19 protein-coding genes are annotated in these 19,827 nt (G+C 30.2%); 16 read left to right on the top strand and 3 right to left on the bottom strand.

Annotated features, from left to right (window positions below):
* Position 1: 1 nt before the first annotated feature.
* The 16 genes from cysQ (at position 2) to ACR9EA_RS16560 (ending at position 16,226) form a co-directional block, all read left to right on the top strand.
* Positions 2 to 796: a 3'(2'),5'-bisphosphate nucleotidase CysQ gene (gene cysQ, locus ACR9EA_RS16635; protein ID WP_435135568.1), complete on the top strand. Its 795-nt coding sequence runs from the start codon at positions 2 to 4 to the stop codon at positions 794 to 796.
* Positions 796 to 1,203 carry a DUF2061 domain-containing protein gene (locus ACR9EA_RS16630; protein ID WP_435135566.1) on the top strand — a complete coding sequence of 136 codons (408 nt, stop codon included), beginning with the start codon at positions 796 to 798 and terminating at the stop codon, positions 1,201 to 1,203. Before cysQ ends, ACR9EA_RS16630 begins: the two co-directional genes overlap by 1 nt.
* A 5-nt stretch (positions 1,204 to 1,208) precedes the next feature.
* Positions 1,209 to 1,802 (top strand): adenylyl-sulfate kinase, encoded by a 594-nt coding sequence (gene cysC / locus ACR9EA_RS16625; protein ID WP_435135564.1) that lies wholly within the window; start codon positions 1,209 to 1,211, stop codon positions 1,800 to 1,802.
* A gap of 4 nt (positions 1,803 to 1,806) precedes the next feature.
* The gene (cysD, locus tag ACR9EA_RS16620) at positions 1,807 to 2,721 is read left to right on the top strand and encodes a sulfate adenylyltransferase subunit CysD (protein WP_435135562.1); all 915 of its coding nucleotides are present in this window, start codon (positions 1,807 to 1,809) and stop codon (positions 2,719 to 2,721) included.
* Between the two features lie 32 nt (positions 2,722 to 2,753).
* A complete protein-coding gene (locus tag ACR9EA_RS16615) occupies positions 2,754 to 4,007 on the top strand; it encodes a sulfate adenylyltransferase subunit 1 (protein WP_435135561.1) in 1,254 nt (417 codons plus the stop codon).
* Positions 4,008 to 4,165: 158 nt separating this feature from the next.
* Complete coding sequence (locus ACR9EA_RS16610) at positions 4,166 to 4,753, top strand: hypothetical protein (RefSeq protein WP_435135559.1); 588 nt, start codon at positions 4,166 to 4,168, stop codon at positions 4,751 to 4,753.
* On the top strand, positions 4,754 to 5,608 hold the full coding sequence (locus tag ACR9EA_RS16605; protein ID WP_435135557.1) for an MBOAT family O-acyltransferase: 855 nt from the start codon (positions 4,754 to 4,756) through the stop codon (positions 5,606 to 5,608). It begins immediately after the preceding gene.
* 6 nt (positions 5,609 to 5,614) lie between these two features.
* The gene (locus ACR9EA_RS16600) at positions 5,615 to 7,048 is read left to right on the top strand and encodes a hypothetical protein (protein WP_435135555.1); all 1,434 of its coding nucleotides are present in this window, start codon (positions 5,615 to 5,617) and stop codon (positions 7,046 to 7,048) included.
* A gap of 9 nt (positions 7,049 to 7,057) precedes the next feature.
* Positions 7,058 to 7,603, top strand: a complete 546-nt coding sequence (locus ACR9EA_RS16595; protein WP_435135553.1) for a hypothetical protein — start codon at positions 7,058 to 7,060, stop codon at positions 7,601 to 7,603.
* Positions 7,604 to 7,614: 11 nt separating this feature from the next.
* Entirely contained in the window at positions 7,615 to 9,057 is a 1,443-nt protein-coding gene (locus ACR9EA_RS16590) for a flippase (protein WP_435135551.1), read from the top strand.
* 2 nt (positions 9,058 to 9,059) lie between these two features.
* Complete coding sequence (locus ACR9EA_RS16585; protein WP_435135549.1) at positions 9,060 to 10,028, top strand: glycosyltransferase; 969 nt, start codon at positions 9,060 to 9,062, stop codon at positions 10,026 to 10,028.
* Positions 10,029 to 10,426: 398 nt separating this feature from the next.
* Positions 10,427 to 11,221, top strand: a complete 795-nt coding sequence (locus ACR9EA_RS16580; RefSeq protein WP_435135547.1) for a hypothetical protein — start codon at positions 10,427 to 10,429, stop codon at positions 11,219 to 11,221.
* Complete coding sequence (locus tag ACR9EA_RS16575; RefSeq protein WP_435135545.1) at positions 11,218 to 12,387, top strand: glycosyltransferase; 1,170 nt, start codon at positions 11,218 to 11,220, stop codon at positions 12,385 to 12,387. The genes ACR9EA_RS16580 and ACR9EA_RS16575 overlap by 4 nt, the downstream gene beginning before the upstream one ends.
* Complete coding sequence (locus ACR9EA_RS16570; RefSeq protein ID WP_435135543.1) at positions 12,384 to 13,679, top strand: O-antigen ligase family protein; 1,296 nt, start codon at positions 12,384 to 12,386, stop codon at positions 13,677 to 13,679. The genes ACR9EA_RS16575 and ACR9EA_RS16570 overlap by 4 nt, the downstream gene beginning before the upstream one ends.
* On the top strand, positions 13,654 to 14,769 hold the full coding sequence (locus ACR9EA_RS16565; protein WP_435135541.1) for a DUF1972 domain-containing protein: 1,116 nt from the start codon (positions 13,654 to 13,656) through the stop codon (positions 14,767 to 14,769). The genes ACR9EA_RS16570 and ACR9EA_RS16565 overlap by 26 nt, the downstream gene beginning before the upstream one ends.
* 128 nt (positions 14,770 to 14,897) lie before the next feature.
* Positions 14,898 to 16,226, top strand: coding sequence for an undecaprenyl-phosphate glucose phosphotransferase (locus ACR9EA_RS16560; protein WP_435139912.1), 1,329 nt, complete (start codon positions 14,898 to 14,900; stop codon positions 16,224 to 16,226).
* On the opposite strand, the gene ACR9EA_RS16555 is transcribed toward ACR9EA_RS16560, so the two are convergent.
* From ACR9EA_RS16555 to ACR9EA_RS16545, 3 genes are read right to left on the bottom strand one after another with little or no spacing between them, the layout of a single operon-like run.
* Positions 16,223 to 17,386: a glycosyltransferase family 4 protein gene (locus ACR9EA_RS16555; RefSeq protein ID WP_435135539.1), complete on the bottom strand. Its 1,164-nt coding sequence runs from the start codon at positions 17,384 to 17,386 to the stop codon at positions 16,223 to 16,225. The genes ACR9EA_RS16560 and ACR9EA_RS16555 overlap by 4 nt on opposite strands.
* Positions 17,386 to 18,480, bottom strand: a complete 1,095-nt coding sequence (gene wecB / locus ACR9EA_RS16550; RefSeq protein ID WP_435135537.1) for a non-hydrolyzing UDP-N-acetylglucosamine 2-epimerase — start codon at positions 18,478 to 18,480, stop codon at positions 17,386 to 17,388. Before wecB ends, ACR9EA_RS16555 begins: the two co-directional genes overlap by 1 nt.
* Complete coding sequence (locus tag ACR9EA_RS16545; RefSeq protein WP_435135535.1) at positions 18,477 to 19,796, bottom strand: phenylacetate--CoA ligase family protein; 1,320 nt, start codon at positions 19,794 to 19,796, stop codon at positions 18,477 to 18,479. The genes wecB and ACR9EA_RS16545 overlap by 4 nt, the downstream gene beginning before the upstream one ends.
* Positions 19,797 to 19,827: the final 31 nt, after the last annotated feature.

The following is a 19,827-nucleotide window of genomic DNA, read 5'->3' as shown; positions in this document are numbered from 1 at the left end:
AATGAACAACCTATTAAAAACAGCTGTAGAAGCAGCCATTAAAGCAGGAGATGTTATAATGCAGGTGTATAATACACCATTTGATGTAGAAATTAAGGATGATAAATCTCCTTTAACCGAAGCAGATAAAAGAGCAAACGACATTATAAACTCTTTCCTTGTTCCAACAGATTTACCAATAATTAGCGAAGAAAATAAGCAGACCGATTACGACGTTAGAAAAACCTGGGAAACGTGTTGGGTAGTAGATCCTGTAGATGGAACCAAAGAATTTATTAAGCGTAATGGAGAGTTTACCGTAAATATAGCCTTAGTAAAAGCAGGAAAACCAGTTTTAGGTGTTATTTATGTGCCAGCAGTACACACGCTGTATTATGCCAATGTAGAAGCCGATGAAGCTTATAAAGTGGTGTTAAATGGTCACGAGTTTTCTTTAGAATATATAACTGAAAACGCAAAACCTTTAGAACCTAAAGAAGCAAATTCAAACCCAGTACAAGTTGTAGGCAGCCGATCGCACATGAGTCAAGAAACTTTAGATTTTGTTGATGCCCTTAAAACCGAAGGCAACGACGTAGAAATAGTATCTAAAGGAAGTTCTTTAAAATTTTGTTTAGTAGCAGAAGGACAAGCCGATGTGTATCCTAGATTTGCTCCTACCATGGAATGGGACACTGCTGCGGGTCAAGCCATTTGTAATGCGGTGGGCATCGAAGTAATTTCAAAAGAAACTAACCAAGCATTATTATATAATAAAGAAAACCTATTAAACCCTTGGTTTTTAGTGTCTAAATAATGAGAGATAATTCAAGAAAACGACATATAGCCAAAGCCATTACCTGGCGTATAGTAGGTACTATAGACACAATTTTGTTGTCCTGGTTCATCTCGGGAAATCCGTTTACCGGACTTAAAATAGGGTTTGCCGAAGTAGCGACTAAAATGCTGTTATATTATTTACACGAGCGGGCATGGTTTAAAGTTACTATGGCCGAGAGTAATAAAAGACACATTTTAAAAACCATTACCTGGCGTGTAGTAGGTACTATAGATACCATGATTTTAGCTTGGGTAATTTCTGGAGATCCTATGGTAGGACTTAAAGTTGGATTTACAGAAGTGATTACCAAAATGTTATTATATTATTTTCACGAAAAAATTTGGTATAAAATTAATTTTGGAATCGAAAACCGCAGAATTTAAGACACATGAAAGACAATATTATACCTCACGATTACCAAATATCTAGACAAGATCGCCGAGCTAAGAATAATCATAATTCGTTTTTACTTTGGTTTACAGGCTTATCGGGTTCTGGAAAATCTACAATCGCGAATGTCGTTGAGCAGAAATTATATCAACAAAATATTAAAACATATACTTTAGATGGCGATAATATCCGCAAGGGTATTAATAGCGATTTAACTTTTGCTCCAGAAGATAGAACTGAAAATATTCGCAGAATAGCCGAAATTTCTAATTTAATGGTAGATGCAGGCGTAGTTACTTTGGCCGCTTTTGTATCGCCATATAAAAAAGACCGACAAAACATTAGAGATATTGTTGGCAATGTTAACTTTGTAGAAATCTACATTAATACGAGTGTAGAAGAATGTGAACGCCGCGATGTAAAAGGTTTGTACAAAAAGGCAAGAGCAGGCGAAATTAAAAATATGACTGGAATTTCTGCGCCATACGAGGCACCAGAAAATCCAGATATCGAAATAAAAACAGAAGCTGTATCTGTAGAAGATGCCGCAAATTTAATTATAGACTATATATTACCTAAATTAAAACTATAAAGCAATGAGCAGTAGTAGTAAGTATTATTTAAATTATTTAGATGAATTAGAGAGCGAAGCCATCTATGTTTTAAGAGAAGTGTGGGCTCAATTTCAAAACCCAGTAATATTATTTTCTGGCGGAAAAGATTCTATTGTAGTAACACACTTAGCTAAAAAAGCATTTCATCCTTCAAAAATACCATTTGCTTTAATGCACGTTGATACGGGACATAATTTCCCAGAAACGATTAAATTTAGAGATGATATTATAAAAGAATTAGGGGTTAACTTAATTGTAGGATCTGTTCAAGAGTCTATAGACGAAGGTCGTGTTGCCGAGGAAAAAGGTAAAAATGCGACTCGTAACGCGCTTCAAATTACAACACTTTTAGACGCCATAGAAGCTAACAAAATAGATTGTGCTATTGGTGGTGGTCGTCGTGACGAAGAAAAAGCTCGAGCTAAAGAACGTTTCTTTTCGCATAGAGACGATTTTGGACAATGGGATCCAAAAAATCAGCGTCCAGAGTTGTGGAACATTTTTAACGGTAAATATTTTGAAGGCGAGCATTTTAGAGCGTTCCCTATTAGTAACTGGACAGAAATGGATGTTTGGAACTACATTAAACGCGAAAATATTGCGATTCCTTCACTTTACTTTGCTCACGAACGTGAAGTGGTTTGGAGACAAGATGCTTGGATACCAAATTCTGAGTTTTTAGTATTGGAAGACCACGAAGAAATTGTAACCAAAAAAATTAGATTTAGAACGTTAGGCGATATTACCATTACTGGAGGTATCGAGTCTGATGCCGATACTTTAGAAAAAATTGCCGATGAGGTTTCAGGAATGCGTCAAACAGAACGCGGAAACCGTAGCGACGATAAACGATCGGAATCTGCAATGGAAGACAGAAAACGTCAAGGATACTTTTAAATCAATAAACAAAACTTTTTAGAACACGTACTATGTTAGATAATAACCAATTATTAAGATTCACAACCGCAGGAAGTGTAGACGACGGAAAAAGTACCTTAATTGGTCGCTTATTATACGATTCAAAATCCATTTTCGAAGATCAATTACAGTCTATCGAAACCACAAGTAAGAAAAAGGGGCATGAGGGCGTAGATTTAGCGCTATTTACAGATGGTTTAAGAGACGAACGCGAGCAAGGTATTACCATAGATGTGGCTTATAGATATTTTACCACACCTAAGCGTAAATTTATTATTGCCGATACGCCAGGCCACATTCAATATACCAGAAATATGGTTACGGGAGCTTCAACAGCCAATGTAGCTACCATTTTAGTAGATGCCAGACATGGTGTAATAGAGCAAACAAAACGCCATGCTTTTATAGCTTCTCTATTAAATATTCCACACGTTATTGTGTGTGTAAATAAAATGGATTTAGTAGATTTTTCTGAAGAAGTGTTTAACGATATTGTATCTCAATTTGAAGAAATTTCTTCTAAAATGTTAATCAAGGATGTCCGTTTTATTCCTATGAGTGCACTTTTAGGAGATAATGTGGTTAACAAATCGGAAAATATGTCTTGGTACCAAGGAGCTCCAATGTTAAATATGTTGGAAACCATGCACATTAGCAGCGATGTTAATAAAATTGATGCACGTTTTCCTGTGCAAACAGTGTTAAGGCCACAAAATGAATCTTACAGAGATTACCGCGGTTATGCAGGGCGTATAGCTAGTGGTGTGTTCCGTGTAGGCGACGAGGTAACTGTAATGCCTTCTGGTTTTACATCGGTTATTAAATCGATTAATTTAAACGACCAAGATCTAGAAGAAGCTTTCGCACCAATGTCTGTAGCTATGACTCTTGAAGACGATATAGATATAAGTCGAGGCGATATGATTGTTAGATCTAATAACAAGCCAGAAGCTACGCAAGATCTAGAAGTGATGTTGTGTTGGTTAAATAATAGTCCAGCAAAACCAAGAGCTAAATATACTATAAAGCATACTTCAAACGATCAAAAAGCAATGATTAAAGAAGTAATTTATAAAATCGATATCAATACTTTAGGAAGAAATGAAGACGATAAAGATTTGAAAATGAACGATATTTCTAAAGTTAAAATCCGTACCACAAAACCATTGATGATCGATGATTATAGAGAAAACCGAACAACAGGAAGTTTAATATTGGTAGACGATGATACTAACGAAACTGTAGCAGCAGGAATGATTGTTTAAAATCGAAACTTTATTTTAAGTATAAAAATCCATTAAAAGCATATGATTAAAAATATGTTTTTAATGGATTTACTGTTTTAATATAGTAGTTTTGTAAACCTTTTTAAATAAAAAAAAAATCAAAACAATTTATGTTATTTAATTCCATAGATTTTGCTGTGTTTTTTCCTATTGTATTTCTATTATATTGGATTTTTTCAGGAGAATTAAAGTTAAGAAATTTAGTATTATTAATCTCTAGTTATATTTTTTATGGATGGTGGGATTGGCGTTTTTTATTTTTAATAGCAATTAGTTCAATTGTAGATTTTTATGTTGGAAAAGAACTTGGGAAAACGGAAAATATAAAAAGTAGGAAACGGCTTTTATATATTAGTTTATTCGTCAATTTAGGTTTTTTGGTGTATTTTAAATACACCAACTTTTTTATAGACACTTTTGTAAATTCCTTTAAACTATTTGGTAAAACGCTTGAATTATCTACTTTGAATATTATTTTACCTGTAGGAATTAGTTTCTATACCTTCCAAACTTTAAGTTATACTATAGATATTTATAAGAAACAATTAGAACCGTGTAAAGATCCTTTGGCTTTTTTTTCTTTCGTTTCTTTTTTTCCGCAATTAGTTGCAGGCCCTATTGAAAGAGCAAGTCACTTATTACCACAATTTTATAGAACATATAAATTTGACTACAATCAGGTTAAGTCAGGGTTTCTATTAATGGCTTTTGGTTTGTTTAAATAAATGGTTATAGCAGATAGGGCAGCCCTTTATGTAAATGAAGTTTATAACAATCCAGAAAATTATCATGGGATAGAAACTATTATTGCAACTGTTTTATTTGCGTTTCAGATATATTGCGATTTTTCAGGGTATTCCGATATTGCTATTGGAGCTGCTAGATCTATGGGATTTAATTTGATGAAAAATTTTGACAGTCCATATTTGTCAAAATCTATAACAGAGTTTTGGAGAAGATGGCATATTTCATTATCTACATGGTTTAGAGACTATGTTTACATCCCGTTAGGAGGGAGTAGAAATGGTAAATATAGAACGTATTTAAATCTGTTTATAGTTTTTTTAGTGAGTGGTTTATGGCATGGAGCAGCTATTACTTTTGTGATTTGGGGCGCAATACATGGATTAATTATTGTTCTAGAAAAAGCTACTTACAAAACTAAGAAAACTATTTTTCAACATTTAAAAATTAACACAGACAATTTTTCTAATAAGCTGTTTTTTAATTTAATAACTTTTATTGTTGTGTGCTTTGCATGGGTGTTTTTTAGGGCGAACTCATTTGCAGATTCTATTTTAATAATATCAAGCTTTTTTAATAATAATTTTCATGAATTATTTGGAGAACCGTTATACTTAATTGGGCTTAAAAAAGTTGAATTTTCGTTTTTAATTTTATCTATTGTGGTTATGGTTTTAATGGAAAGATTTCAAAAAAGAAGAAGTCTTGTTGCAATGTTAAATCAACAATCATTATCGTTTAGGTGGGTTACATATATAAGTATAGGTTTGTTTATAACGATTTTTGGTGTTTATGGAGAATCAATAGCTTCACAATTTATTTATTTTCAATTTTAGGGAAGCATGGTTAAAAGTTTAGTAAAATTAGTTTTAAAGGCGATCATATTAGCCATTTTATTTTTATTGGTTGTTAAATCTCTGAATCCGCTGTTTACAGAGGCTAAAGACTCTATTTGGAATAATTTTTATGAAAGAAAGAAAAATAGTGTTGATATATTAATATTAGGAAACTCTCATGCAAACGCAGGATTAGATAATGCTATTATAGAAGCTAAACTTAATTCTAATATTGTTTCTTTGGCTACAAGGGGGCAGAATATATATCAAGCATATTATTGTGCATTAGAGGCTTACAATTATCAATCTCCTAAAGTTTTAATTATTGAAAATTTTTTGTTTTATGAAAGGTTAACAATGGAAGCTTTCGTTAATCAAGATCCTACAATTAACGATTATATGAAGCGTTACTTGACTTACGAAGGAAAGAAATTTGGTAAGGTTAAAATTGAAGAATCTAGGGCTTTTTTTAATGGAAATATGCTCGAAAATATGTTTCCAGCAATAAAAAAGCATGATCGATGGCCAAATATTAAAAGCAGATTATATCATGATAAGGAGACTAGTGGGCAAAAAGTAACCTCTATTTTAAGCCCTTCTTCTGTAATTCAATATAAACAACAGCAAGATTTTGATTTGAAAACGTATAATATCTTACCAGAAGAGAAAAAAGCATTGGAAGATATTATTCAATTAGCTATAAGTAAAGGAACAGAGCAAATAATTTTATTAACTATTCCTTTTTATAAAGAGTATAGGAATAAAATAGATTATAATTCATTAGATGAACCTTTAAAAGCAATTGCAGCGTCTAATGATAAAGTGAAATATTTAGATTTAAATGCGATTTACCCTAATTTAGATTACACATTTTTCTCTAACGAACCTGTTGGGTATAATCAACACTTAAACTATAAAGGAGCAATTAAAATTAGTAATTACGTTTCAAATAAAATTTACAGTAAAGAAAAAAAGAAGAAGGTAGAAGTTGTTAACTCTGTAGAGGGGTTTATGTACAATAATACAATTAAAGATACCTTAACAGATGGTACGAAATTATTAGGGAATTTAGAGCGATTAAATGGTGAGAAATTAGTAGACTTGGAGCTTACTCAGGGAGATGAAAAACAACTTGTGCTTTCTGGTTGGCTTGCACTAGAGGATAAGCAGTCTAATTTTCGAAACAGGGTATATGTCGTTTTAAAAAAGGATGATAATTTTATTTATTTAAGCAGTCCTAATCAACTAAAACAAATAATAAGGAAGGATGTAACAAAATACTATAAAAAGGATAAAGAATTATACCATAATTCTGGATTTCAAGTTAACATACCTAGTAACTTATTAGAAAAAGGCAAATACAAAATTTTTCTTTGTATGAAATTAAATAATAATGAGATAATTTTTAAGCAAACATATAAAACAGTTACAATTAATTAGGTTTTAAAAATGAAAAAAATAATTATACTATTGGTTTTGTTTGTGTTTATCTCTTGTAAAAAGTATGATAAAAAAGAAAAATATAGAGATAAAAAACCAGAATTGGAAAACATAGTTAATGACGACATATTTAAACTGGTTTTAAATATCAAAATAGAAGAAGATGATAAACTAGAGGTTTATTTCGCGGGAATTGATCCAGAAATAGGTTATAACTCCAATGAAAGAGTGTCGAAAATTGTTAAAGGAAAAAACAATTTTCAAAATATTGAGTTTCTATTACCAAAAGATATTTTACCATATTATTTTAGAATAGATTTAGGAGATGGCGCTTATAAACAAAAGTCACCAATAGAAATTAAAAGTGTTACAATTTATTTAAACAAGAATAAAATAGTCGTTAATGACACTTTAATAAATAGCTTTTTCGAACCAAATATGTACTTAGAAAGTATCAATAATGGTGTGTTTAATAGAAATGAAATTGAAGGGAAATACGATCCTTACTTAGAATCTAAACCAGTTTTAAATAAAAGAATAGAAATTGAGTTATAAATAACAAATTAGTGAGTACAAAGAAGAATTTTATATATAATAGTTTATTAGGCCTCACTAATGTTTTAGTACCAGTTATAACGTTTCCGTATGTATCTAGAATTCTTGGCCCTGAGGGTATAGGTTTAACTAGTTTTGCAATATCATTAGCAACTACTTTTATTGTATTAGCATCTCTAGGAATACCTATTTATGGAATACGTGAGGTAGCCAAAGTAAAGGATGATAAGGAAAGGTTATCTAAAACATTTTCAGAGCTATTAGCAATACATTTTATTTGGTCTTTTATTGTACTAATTATCTTTTCAGTGTGGTTAATGTTTACAAAAACATATCAAAATGAGTTGATTATAAAATATTTGTCATTCATTCATATTTTTGCAAGTGTTGGATTGATAAATTGGTTTTACCAAGGTGTAGAGCAATATAAATTTATTTCTATTATAAATTTTATATCAAAAATTCTAGCCATAGTACTCCTCTTTGTTTTAGTTAAAAAACCAGAAGATTATTGGGTTTATTATTTAATAATTGTCTTATCGAATTTTGTATCGGTATTAATAAGCGTTTTTTATAGTTTTAATTTTGTAAGATTTAAATTTGTTGGTTTTAATTTTAAACTGCATTTAAAACCCATAATAATATTATTTAGCACACAACTTGCTATCAGTATTTATGTTAACCTAGATGTTATCATGCTTAAATATTTTTCTGAAATAGAACAAGTTGGGTATTATTCTGCGGCGATTAGAATCGTAAAAATTTTATTAATAATTATTACATCTTTAGGAGTAGTGTTAATTCCTAAGATTTCAACTTTTATAAAGGAGAAGAAAACAATAGAAGTAAAGCAATTAATAGAAAAGTCTATTAATTTTGTATTAATTTTATCTTTTCCTGTTGTTGTTATATTGTGTATTTTGTCAAAAAAAATTATTAAACTATTTGCAGGAATTGAGTTTGTAGAAGCTCATATCTTGGTAAAATTACTTTCTCCATTAATTATTATAATTGGATTAGCTAATATTTTTGCTTTACAAATTTTAGTACCCTCGAATAAAGAAAAAAAATACATGTATGCCGTATTAATTGCGCTGTTAGTTAATATTGTACTAAATGGTATTTTAATTCCTGTATTAGATTCAAAAGGTGCAGTAATAGCGACAATATTAACGGAGTTAACCGGACTAATAATTACATTCTTTTATAGTAAAGCTCTTATAAATTTTAAGTTTCCTATTAAAAAAGCAATTCAGTATGCATTAATTTCTTCAATTCTGTTGCCTTTAAGTGTATTAATCTCAACTTTTGTTACTAATGATATATGGTATTTAGTTGTTTTTCTAATATGTTCTGGCTGTGTATATGGATTATTTTTATTAGTCTTAAAGGATGTTTTTTTTATCGAGAATATGGTGAACCCTATTATTTTTAAACTTAAAGGCAATAAATAATAATGACATATTTTGCTGTTACAGTTACTTACGGGAATAGAATAGAGTTTCTTAAAAAAGTGATACATTCTTTAATTTTAGAGGGGGTAGATAGCATTATCGTGGTTTCTAACGGAAGTGACAATGCTGTGTTAACAGAATTAAAGAAACTTAAAAAGGAACAGGATATTATTGAAATAATCGAGTTAAAAAATAATACTGGTTCTGCCAATGCTTTCAGAATAGGAATTGATTATGCACGTAAACAAAATGCCGATTTTATATGGTTATTAGATGATGATAATTATGTAAAAAATAATGCTCTAAAAGAACTTAAGTCTGTTTGGAAACTGCGTAATCCACACAATAATATTCTATTAAGTTTGCTGTCTTATAGGGCAGACAGGATGATATATAAAAGAGCTATCCAAAGCGAAAACCCTTACCTTATGTTAGGTGCTAAAAATTCATTTTTGGGATTTCATGTTTTTCAAAAGTTTAAATCTCTTTTTTCTAAATCCAAGATTAAATATAATTTAGAAATAGCAGAAGGAAAGGTTGCTGTAGCGCCATATGGAGGTATGTTTTTTAATAAAAATTTAATTGATGTAATTGGACTGCCAGATAAGGATTTTTTCCTTTATGCGGACGATCACGAATTTTCTTATAGAATTACCCAGAAAGGAGGCGAAATAATACTAATTTTGAAGAGTGAATTAGAAGATTTGGAAACTTCATTTCATTTAAAAAAACCGAAAAGCATTTTAAACACGAGATATTTTGGAACAGATTCTAAAAATGCAATTTTTTATTCGGTGAGAAATAATGTTTTTTTTGAAAAAAACTTTAGAACCAATAAATTTTTATACCGTATTAATAAGTATTTATATTTAATTATTTTATTTCTAATAATGATTTTTCATCCAAAACACTTTTGGAAATTTTCAGTTATTATAGAAGCGATAAAGGACTCAAAGAACTTAAAAAAATGATTAAACTAAAAAATATTTATACCTTTATTTTTGTTTTTATAGTACTATCCTGTTTTCTTTTGGGAGGAATTATTCAATTTTTTATTGGTGTTCCAAATACAGTGTTTTCATATTTTATTACACTTGTATTTTTAGTGTTTTATTGCTTATATGTTTTGGTAAAGCATAAAGTTTTTTTTGACAGGGTCGTCTTTCTGCATATTCTTTTTGGACTATTAATAATAACTAGTGCAATCTTAAATAAAACCAGTTTACTAAAAACATTAATATATTTTATTTTTCTACTCCTGCCCTTAAGTTGTTACTTGTTTTTTAAAATAAACCAAAAAGAAAATTACATTTCCCGAGTTACAATTAGTAGAATATTTTTGCTAATAGCATGCATACAACTTCCCGTAATGTTAATCCAGAATTTTGGGTATGATTTTTTAATTGGTTTTAACAGAAGTAGTCAATCTGTTGCGGACTTCGATTTTATGTTCGGAACATTTTTTTTAAAAGCAGACCATGCCTTAGGTTTTTTTATTTTATTCAATATTTTCAATATTATAGAGAATAATAAGGACAATGAAATTACTAAATATCCGAAATTAATTTATTTGTATTTGGGGCTAACTATTTTAATTTCAGAATCTAATATTTCAAAATTAATATTAGTTGTTTTTGTGTTGTATATGATATACAGGTTCTTTCCTAAAAAAATTAAAATAATTGGAATTTTAGCTGTTATACTCGCATCCCCATTTTTAATTTCGCAAATAGTTAAAATTAATGCAGTTAAGCAACAAATTCATTTTATTAAAAATGAATATAATGTTGAAAAATCTTATCGTAATTATGAACGAGGTATTGCTAAACGGCCACAGGTTATAATATCCTATGCTTCAAAAATTCCAATTAAAATTTTGGGAGATGGACCTTATTCCTACTTCAATATTTTGAAGGGAAAATTTACACAAACAAAACATTTTTCTCAAATTATATGGGCGTATGCAGACCTTGGTATTGTAGGCGTAGTGCTGTTTGTTCTGCTTTTATATGCAATAGTTAAGAATTTATGTTTAAGTAGTTATATAAGTATATTTGTGTTTTCAATTACGCTTATATTTTCTTTTATGACAACAATTTTTTCAGACCTTGGTATAATGATCACATTAACATGCTTATTGCAGAATAGAAAAGTAAAAGAATGAATATAGTTATAGTTCCGTTTCATGATTGGAGAAAGATAATTAAAGAAGGATTTCGGACAAGAGATGCTCATTTTATTGAAGTTTTTTCTCAAAAAAAAGAAATTAAAAAAATTATAATTAATAGGCCTATTACATTGCTAGAAATGGCAATTAAAAAAAAGAAAAAAACAATTCAAGGCGAAGTTATTCTTAAAAACAAAGGGTTTGCCTTGTATAAGGTAGATGAAAATATGTATGTAATTGATTACATTTCTAACGATTTTTTTAATCAATTAATTAAAAAGTATAATTGGTATATTGATACATTTGCGAATGCAGAATATATAGCATTTATTGAAGCGTGTTTTTCAAAATTAAAAGTAAACGAATATACAGTTTTAAGTCAAAACGTATTTGCTTATAAATTAACTTCGGCACTTAAGCCCAAGACTCTTATTTTTGATGCATGGGATAATTTCACTAAGTTTAGAGTGTATCAACCCTTTTTAAATAAGATAGAAGAGGGGTATAAAAAGTATGCAATGCAGTCTAAGTTTTGGATTACTAATGCAAAAGAAAACATACAATTTTTTTCGAATAAATTTAATCCTCGTTGCATCCATTTAATAACTAATGGGGTGGATCTTAAAAGGTTTTCGTTACATGGCGAAACACGGTTTCCAAAGGATTTAAAGCAAATAAAAAGACCAATAGTAGGATTTGGTGGTAAAATAACACAATTACTAGACACCAATTTAATTAATGATGTCGTAAAATCTTCTCCAGATGTTTCTTTTGTTTTTGTTGGACAGCAGTTAGATAAAGATGTGTTTAGAAAAATAAAAAAACATCCAAATTTTTATTATTTAGGAGATAAACATTATGATAGCTATCCGGATTACGTGAAAAATTTTGACATATGTATAGTGCCTTACGTAACTAAAGAAAATCAACAATCTGGAGCTAATTCTATTAAGGTTTATGAATATTTAGCAACTGGTAAGAAAGTTGTTGGAACCAAAGGTAATGGACTATTAGACCTGGAAAGCCACTTATATTTAGTAGATAAAGCAGAAGCTTTTTCAAACGCATTAAAAAGTACAGAAAATAAGAAGCCATTAATTAATATTAATGAACACTCTTGGGAAACTAAAGTAGAAATGTTAATGGATGTGCTAAAGGAATGAATGTTTTAAAAGTTTTAAAAAATTATGCCATTAACAATCCAGAAGAAACTTTAGTTTGTTTAATGGCGGCAATGATTCCTTTCATGCTTAATGTGGGAAATGTTTCAATAATTTTAGCCTTAGCTTATGCGTTATATTTAATTTTTATCAAGAAAATAAAATTAAAACAGTATCATAATTTTGCTTTTTACTTTCCTCTGGTATATTTTTTAATTATAATAATTAGTGCTTTAACAAGTAAAAATGTTGATTATGGTATTAAGGTTATTAATAAAAATCAACTATTTATATTAATTGCATTTGCCTTATTTACTTTTAGGTATACACAGTATAGCATTAAACGCGTATTAATTTTTTTTGCGTTATCAACAACTTGTGCTACTTTAATTTTAATTGTAAATGGTTGTATTAATTTAGTAGCAGGAAAAGATTCGCAAACTCTATTTTTTCATGATTTTACAAGTCTTTACGATCAACATCCGGTGTATTTTGCTTTATACATTGCTTTAAGTATTTTTATTTTAATACAATATCCTATAAAATTGAAAAAAGAATCTATTTTAAAAAATAGGCTTCTGATGTTTTCATTACTTTTTATATTGTTTTGCGGTCTTATTTTAACGGCATCTAAAGCAGTTATATTTATTTTTTTTATAATTGTCAGTTATCAAATATTGCAGCTTATTAAAAAAAATAATCAAAAAATAATTGTTTTAGGTTTTATAGGAATTTTAATTATGCTAGCAGCTAATATTCCAACGATTAAAAATCGCTTTGTTGAAGGAATTCATTTCGATTTTGAAGGCTTTAAACCCACAGATAATATAGCAGAAGCGTATGTTTTTAATCTCGATTCTAAAGAACAAATAAGTGATTTAGAATTGCGTTATATTTTTTTAAATATGGGATTGTTTCATGTAACCAACGATCATAAATTATTGTTTGGTTATGGTGTAGGCGATGTTCAAAATTATTTAGACTATTATTACATGTACTACGGATTGGCTCCAAATTGGTATGAAGGTTATAATGTTCACAATCAATATTTGCAATTATTAGTGTCAGTAGGCGGTGTTGTTCTCTTATTTTTTATTTCCTATTTAATCTTTAGTTTTTACGCTGCCATAAAATCAGGCAATAAATTGTATTTATTGTTTTTAATTATGGTTACGTTTGCATTTTTCTTTGAATCTTATTTTGAAAGAAACAAAGGAATAGTATTCTTTATATTTATGAATACATTATTTTTAATCGACTTTTTCAAATATGAAAATAGGAATATTAGGTACTAGAGGGATACCAAATTATCATGGTGGTTTTGAGCAGTTTGCGGAGTATTTTTCGGTTTATTTAGTAAATAAAGGTCACGATGTCTCGGTTTATAATTCAAGTAGTCATCCTTATCAAGAAAAATCATTTAACGGTGTAAGCATTATTCATTGTAAAGACCCTGAAGAAAGGCTTGGAACTGTAGGTCAATTTATTTATGATTTTAACTGTATTTTGGATTCTAAGCAAAGAAATTTCGATATTATTCTGCAATTAGGATACACCAGCAGTTCTATTTGGTACAAATTTTTACCTAAGAAAAGTGTAATTATTACCAATATGGATGGGCTAGAATGGAAACGTACTAAATATTCAAAAAAAGTACAAACGTTCTTAAAATTAGCAGAATCTTTAGCTGTTAAGTCTAGTGATTTTTTAATTTCAGACTCAATAGGTATTCAAAATTATTTAACAAATAAGTATAATATTCCTTCTAGATATATTGCTTATGGTGCAGATTTATTTTTAGATCCAAATTCAGAATGCCTTGAAGGCTTTAATTTGGGTGCATATAATTATAATATGCTAATTGCTAGATTAGAGCCAGAAAATAATATTGAGACAATTTTGGATGGTGTTGTAATGGCAGAAAAAACTATGGATTTTCTTGTAATTGGTAAATATGACACTAACAAATTTGGAAAATATTTAAAAGAAAAGTATAAAAAATACTCTAACATTAAGTTTTTAGGTGGCTTATACGATTTAAATATTCTAAATAATTTAAGATATTTTTCCAATTTATATTTCCATGGGCATTCTGTTGGTGGGACAAACCCTTCGTTGTTAGAAGCAATGGCTTCTAAAAGTTTAATAGTAGCCCATGAAAATGAGTTCAATCGGTCGATTTTGAGAGATGACGCTTTGTATTTTCAGAATGAAAATGGAGTGAAAACAATAATTGAAACCGTTGTTAAAGATAAGTACCCGAACAAAATTACAGGTTGTTTTGATAAAATTAAGGATGATTTTAATTGGGATACAATCAATGAACAATATCTAGATTTTTTTAATTCTTGTTTAAGTGTTTATAACGATAGTAAAAACAACTGATGTCAATTTAAGTCTTACTTTTTTATTTTTTTGTAAAATTGCAAAATAAATTTCAACAATGTTAGTTATTCAAATAACTAACAACCTAACAGTTTTAAGTGAGCACAATAAGACAAGGTCGATACTCGATGTATTTACGCCCTATTTCGTACGCAATCGATTTAGTGGTAATTAATGGTTTGGCATTGTTTTACTTTTTTAAAGAGGTAAATCCGTTTTTATTTGTGTTCTTAGTGTCGTTCACGTGGATTATTTTATCCATATATTCCAAATTTTACGAGGTTTATCGATTTACTCGCGAGGTAACCATTATGTCTTTATTAGTAAAGCAAGCTATTTTGTTTACTTTAATAGTATTTGCTTATTTTGGTTTTAGACATAATCTCAAGGTCGATTCTATATTGGTGCTTAAATACATTATTTTAGTGTTTTTATGCATTGGCGTAGCGAAATTTGCCGTCTACTATTTATTACAAAAATATCGAGCTTCTTTTGGGGGTAACTTGCGTAAAACCGTTATTTTAGGTAAAAACCGCCAAACTATGGCTTTAGAGTCGTTTTTTAATAACAATCCAGAATACGGCTATTCGTTACGAAGAATTTTTAATATTAAAGATAAACAACATGATACTTTAGAGCTGTGTTTTCAGTTTATTTTAGAAAATAATATAGACGAAGTATATTGTTCTATTTCGGAACTCTCAAACACCCAGATTTTAAATGTTGTAGATTTTGCCGATAACAATCTTAAAATCTTAAAATTTTTACCAGACAATAAAGAAATTTATGCTAAGAAATTAAAATACGAATATTACGATTATATCCCAATTTTGTCGCTTAGGGATATTCCTTTAGAGGAATCTTCAAATCAGTTTTTTAAGCGCTTATTCGATATTGTTTTTGCTGTCTGTATTATTGTTTTTATCTTATCTTGGCTTACACCAATTTTGGCTATTTTAATAAAATTAGAGTCTAAAGGGCCAGTGTTTTTTAAACAATCCAGAAATGGTTTCAATTATCAAGAATTCGATTGTTATAAATTCCGTTCAATGACACCTAACGATGATGCACATTTACATCAAGCCACAAGAGGAGACGAGCGGGTTACAAAAATTGGCAAATTTATAAGAAAAACCAGTATCGATGAATTACCACAGTTTTACAATGTTTTGTTTGGAGACATGTCTGTGGTTGGGCCAAGGCCGCACATGGTTAGCCACACCAATATGTATGCTAAACGTATAGATAAATTTATGGTGCGTCATTTTGTTAAACCGGGTATTACGGGTTTAGCACAAATAAGCGGATTTAGAGGAGAAGTCGAAACCGATAAAGACATTATTAATCGCGTTAAATACGATATTTTTTATATAGAAAACTGGTCTATTTTACTTGATTTAAAGATTATTTTTCAAACCATTTTAAACGCTATAAGGGGCGAAGAAAAGGCATATTAAAGTTTCTTTGTTAATTGGTTTAGTTGTTTTTCAAAATCAAAGTTTTTTAAGGCAGTTTTTTGTATCTGGTTTTTAAAACGATGATTTAATTCTGTATTATCAATTTTTGAAAGCTGAAGATTTAACGCTTTATAATCTGATGAAGGAACTACCCAACCTAATTTATAGTTTTCAATTATTGTTTCACCTTCACCACCTCCAAAATAAAGCATAGGGAGCCCCAGTTTGCCATATTCAAATATTTTTGAAGGCACGGAGCCATAAATTCTATTTAATAGCGGAATTATTGTTAAATCGTATTGTAAGAGTGCTTGGTGAAGTTCTGAACGGGCAATTTCACCATGATAAACAATATCTAGTTCAGGATTTGTAGCAATCAAGTTTTCAATACTTTCTTTCTCGGCACCAGCGCCATAAATATGAAACTGTATGTTGCTATAGTCTAATTCTGTACAAAGTTTGTAAATACCTTGAGCAATGCCTAGCAAACCAGCATAAACCATTTTTATTTTTTCATGGTTTGTAGGTTTTTCTACAAGTTTTGGCGGGTCAAAATCTGGAAAATTTCTATATAAAAAGGTGTTTTTTTCTGGGAAAATAGATGTTATATGTGCCAAAATCTCTTCACTTTGACCTAAAACTAAATCTGCTTTTTTATAATTGAAACGTTCAATGCGCTCTAAAAGTTTGTAACTAAAGTTCTTTTTAAAAGCGCCCAATTCCAAGCCTGCAATTGGCCACAAATCACTAACATTTAAAAAAAGTTTACGATTCTTATTTCGTATAAAAAACATACAAGTAAAAGCGACTAGAAGCGGCGGAGATTGTACAATAACCTTATTAGGAAGCTTATTCCACATAAAAAACCAAGTTAAACTAAAACTATATGAAAGCATAGCTATTAAGCGTTTTAGTTTGTTTTTAGAATTGCTAGCGTAAATCCATAACCGATGTATGGTAATATTATTTTCTACCGAGGTGTTTTTAAAAACACCTTTATAATCATCAAAAATTTCGCCTTTAGGGTAATTAGGTAATGGTGTTATTACTGAAACCGTATAGTTTTGTTTTTGTAATCCTTCGGCTAAATGAAAAATACGGTTTGATGCAGCACCTTTTTCAGGTGGAAAATAGTTGGTTATTATTAAAATGTCATTCACTATAACTTGTATATTTCAATAAGATGATTAACAATTCTTTCTGCTGCATGTCCGTCCCATAACTCAGGAATTTCACCTTGCTTCCAGTTATTATCAAGTAAGTTTTTAAATGCAGACTCAATTTTATTACGATCACTTCCAACTAAAACATTGGTGCCAATGTCACACGTTTCTGGGCGCTCTGTGTTTTCGCGAAGTGTAATGCATGGCACATTCATAACAGTGGTTTCTTCGGTAATGCCTCCAGAATCTGTGAGAACACCAAGCGCATGTTTTACCAGATAATTAAATTCTAAATAGCCTAACGGATTGGTGTAATGCAAATTTTCAAAATTTAAATCTAAGCCTTCTAATAGTTTTTTTGTGCGCGGATGCACAGGAAAAATAATGGAAAAATCTTTACCTAAGGCTACAATTTGTGTTATTAAAGATTTGAGTTGTTGTTCTTCATCAACATTACTAGGGCGATGTAACGTAATTACTAAATATTGTTTTGGTTTTAGATTTAAAGTTTGCCAAATGTCGGGTTGTTTTAGTCGTGGTTCATTTTTTCGTAATGTGTCAATCATGACGTTGCCCGCAAAGAAAATTTGTTCAGGTTTTACACCTAACTTTAGCAGGTTTTCATTAGCCTTTTTTGAGGTTGTAAAAAAAAAATCTGTCAAACTATCCGTTACAATTCTATTTATTTCTTCAGGCATACGCAAATCACCCGAGCGAATCCCTGCTTCAACATGGGCCACATTAATACCTGCTTTTTTTGCTACAATAGTGCAGGCCATGGTTGAGGTTACATCACCAACAACCAATACTAAATCACATGGGTTTTCTGCAAGTTCTTTTTCAAAACCAATCATGATGCCTGCTGTTTGTTGTGCTTGTGTACCGCTTTTTACCTCAAGATTAGTGTCTGGTAACGGAATGTTTAATTCTTCAAAAAATGTTCCGCTTAAGTTTTTATCGTAGTGTTGTCCAGTGTGAACTAACCTAAAATTTATATTAAAACCTTGGGTTTGTTTTTGTTTTATAGCCTCAAGAATTGGAGCTATTTTCATAAAATTAGGTCGTGCGCCAGCAACTATGGTAATGTTCATTTGTTTTTATTTAAAGATGAGGAAAACTGCTTCAATTTACCACTTTTAGAGCGTTGTAACACGTTGTGTTTGTTAAAGTGTATGGTTAGTCCATTTTCTAGATAACGCTTTATTTCTGCTTGAATCTGTTCCTTTTTGTGTTCAGAAATTAAGGTTTTAGCGACATAGTCAATAGTAAATGTCGCTGTGCTATTTTGGGTAATTACAAACTCTTTTACATTACCATCATCTTCAATAATGGCTTTGGTGATATAATAAAATGTCAAGCCAGCTGCTTTTTTTCCGCTTGGTAAAATGGCAATATCGTTAGTTCTTCCAATAAGCTTTTCTAAAACAGGATATTGTAAGGTACTCGTTTTAGATAGCATTCCAATATCGCCAAGATCGTAGCGTATAAACGGATGTGCTTTATTGTAAAGCGAGGTAATAACCACTCGTCCTTCTTGTCCGTTGGGTACAGGGGTGTTGTGTTCGTCTAAAATTTCAACAAACAATGTATCACTATTAACCTGCCAGATATCTTTAGGATTCTGAAAAGCAATTAAGTCTAATTCTGAAGCACCATATTCGTTAATCACAGGCACACCAAAAGCATGTTCTAGAAGTATTTTATCGTCTGGAAAAAGCATTTCGGAAGTTACCACGCAGCATTTTAAAGTGGGACAAATAGATTTTAACACAATCTGCTTCTGTTGTAAATATTTAGCCAATTGTACAATAGCACTGGTGTAGCCGTTAATATAATCGAAGGGTTTTGCTTTAAATTGCTCTAAACAGGTTTGTAAAGCACTATCGCTTAAATTAAAAATAGAAAACCGATAACGCTTGGTTAGCTTGTCTTTTAAGCGTTCTTTATAATAGCCTACTGTGTCTAGCGGTATGCCGTAAAACCGAGCCTGTAACGAGCTGTTAAAGTCGATGCTATACCAGCCAAATCGATCTTGAATTTCGGCCCAAGTTAGGGCGTGGCAAAATTTATCCTTGGCAAAAATAAACGGGTCGCCAGACGATCCAGATGTTTTATTAACGTAAACGTTTTTGGGTGTAAATCCGTCCGATAGCCGTTGTTTTAACGGTTGTTGTAAATGGCTTTTGGTCATTACCGGAACAGAATTCCAATTATTACTATCAATATTCTGCCCAAAAGTTTTATAAAAATTATTGTGCTTCAGGTGGTAGTTTAAAATAAAAAGCCGTTGCTTTTGTAAATACGATGCATATTCGGTTTCGTCTTTAGTCTGAATGGTTTTTAAAATCTGTTTGGCTTCAGTAAGCGGAAAGCCGTTAAGTTTTAAAGTAAGGTCGAATGGTTTCAAACTAAAAAAGTATTTTTTTGTAAAGTAAATA

The organism is Formosa sp. A9 (assembly GCF_051200825.1).
Taxonomy (GTDB): Bacteria; Bacteroidota; Bacteroidia; order Flavobacteriales; family Flavobacteriaceae; genus Formosa.
Note: the sequence above shows the minus strand (reverse complement) of the source record. Positions and strands in the feature narration are given on the sequence as shown.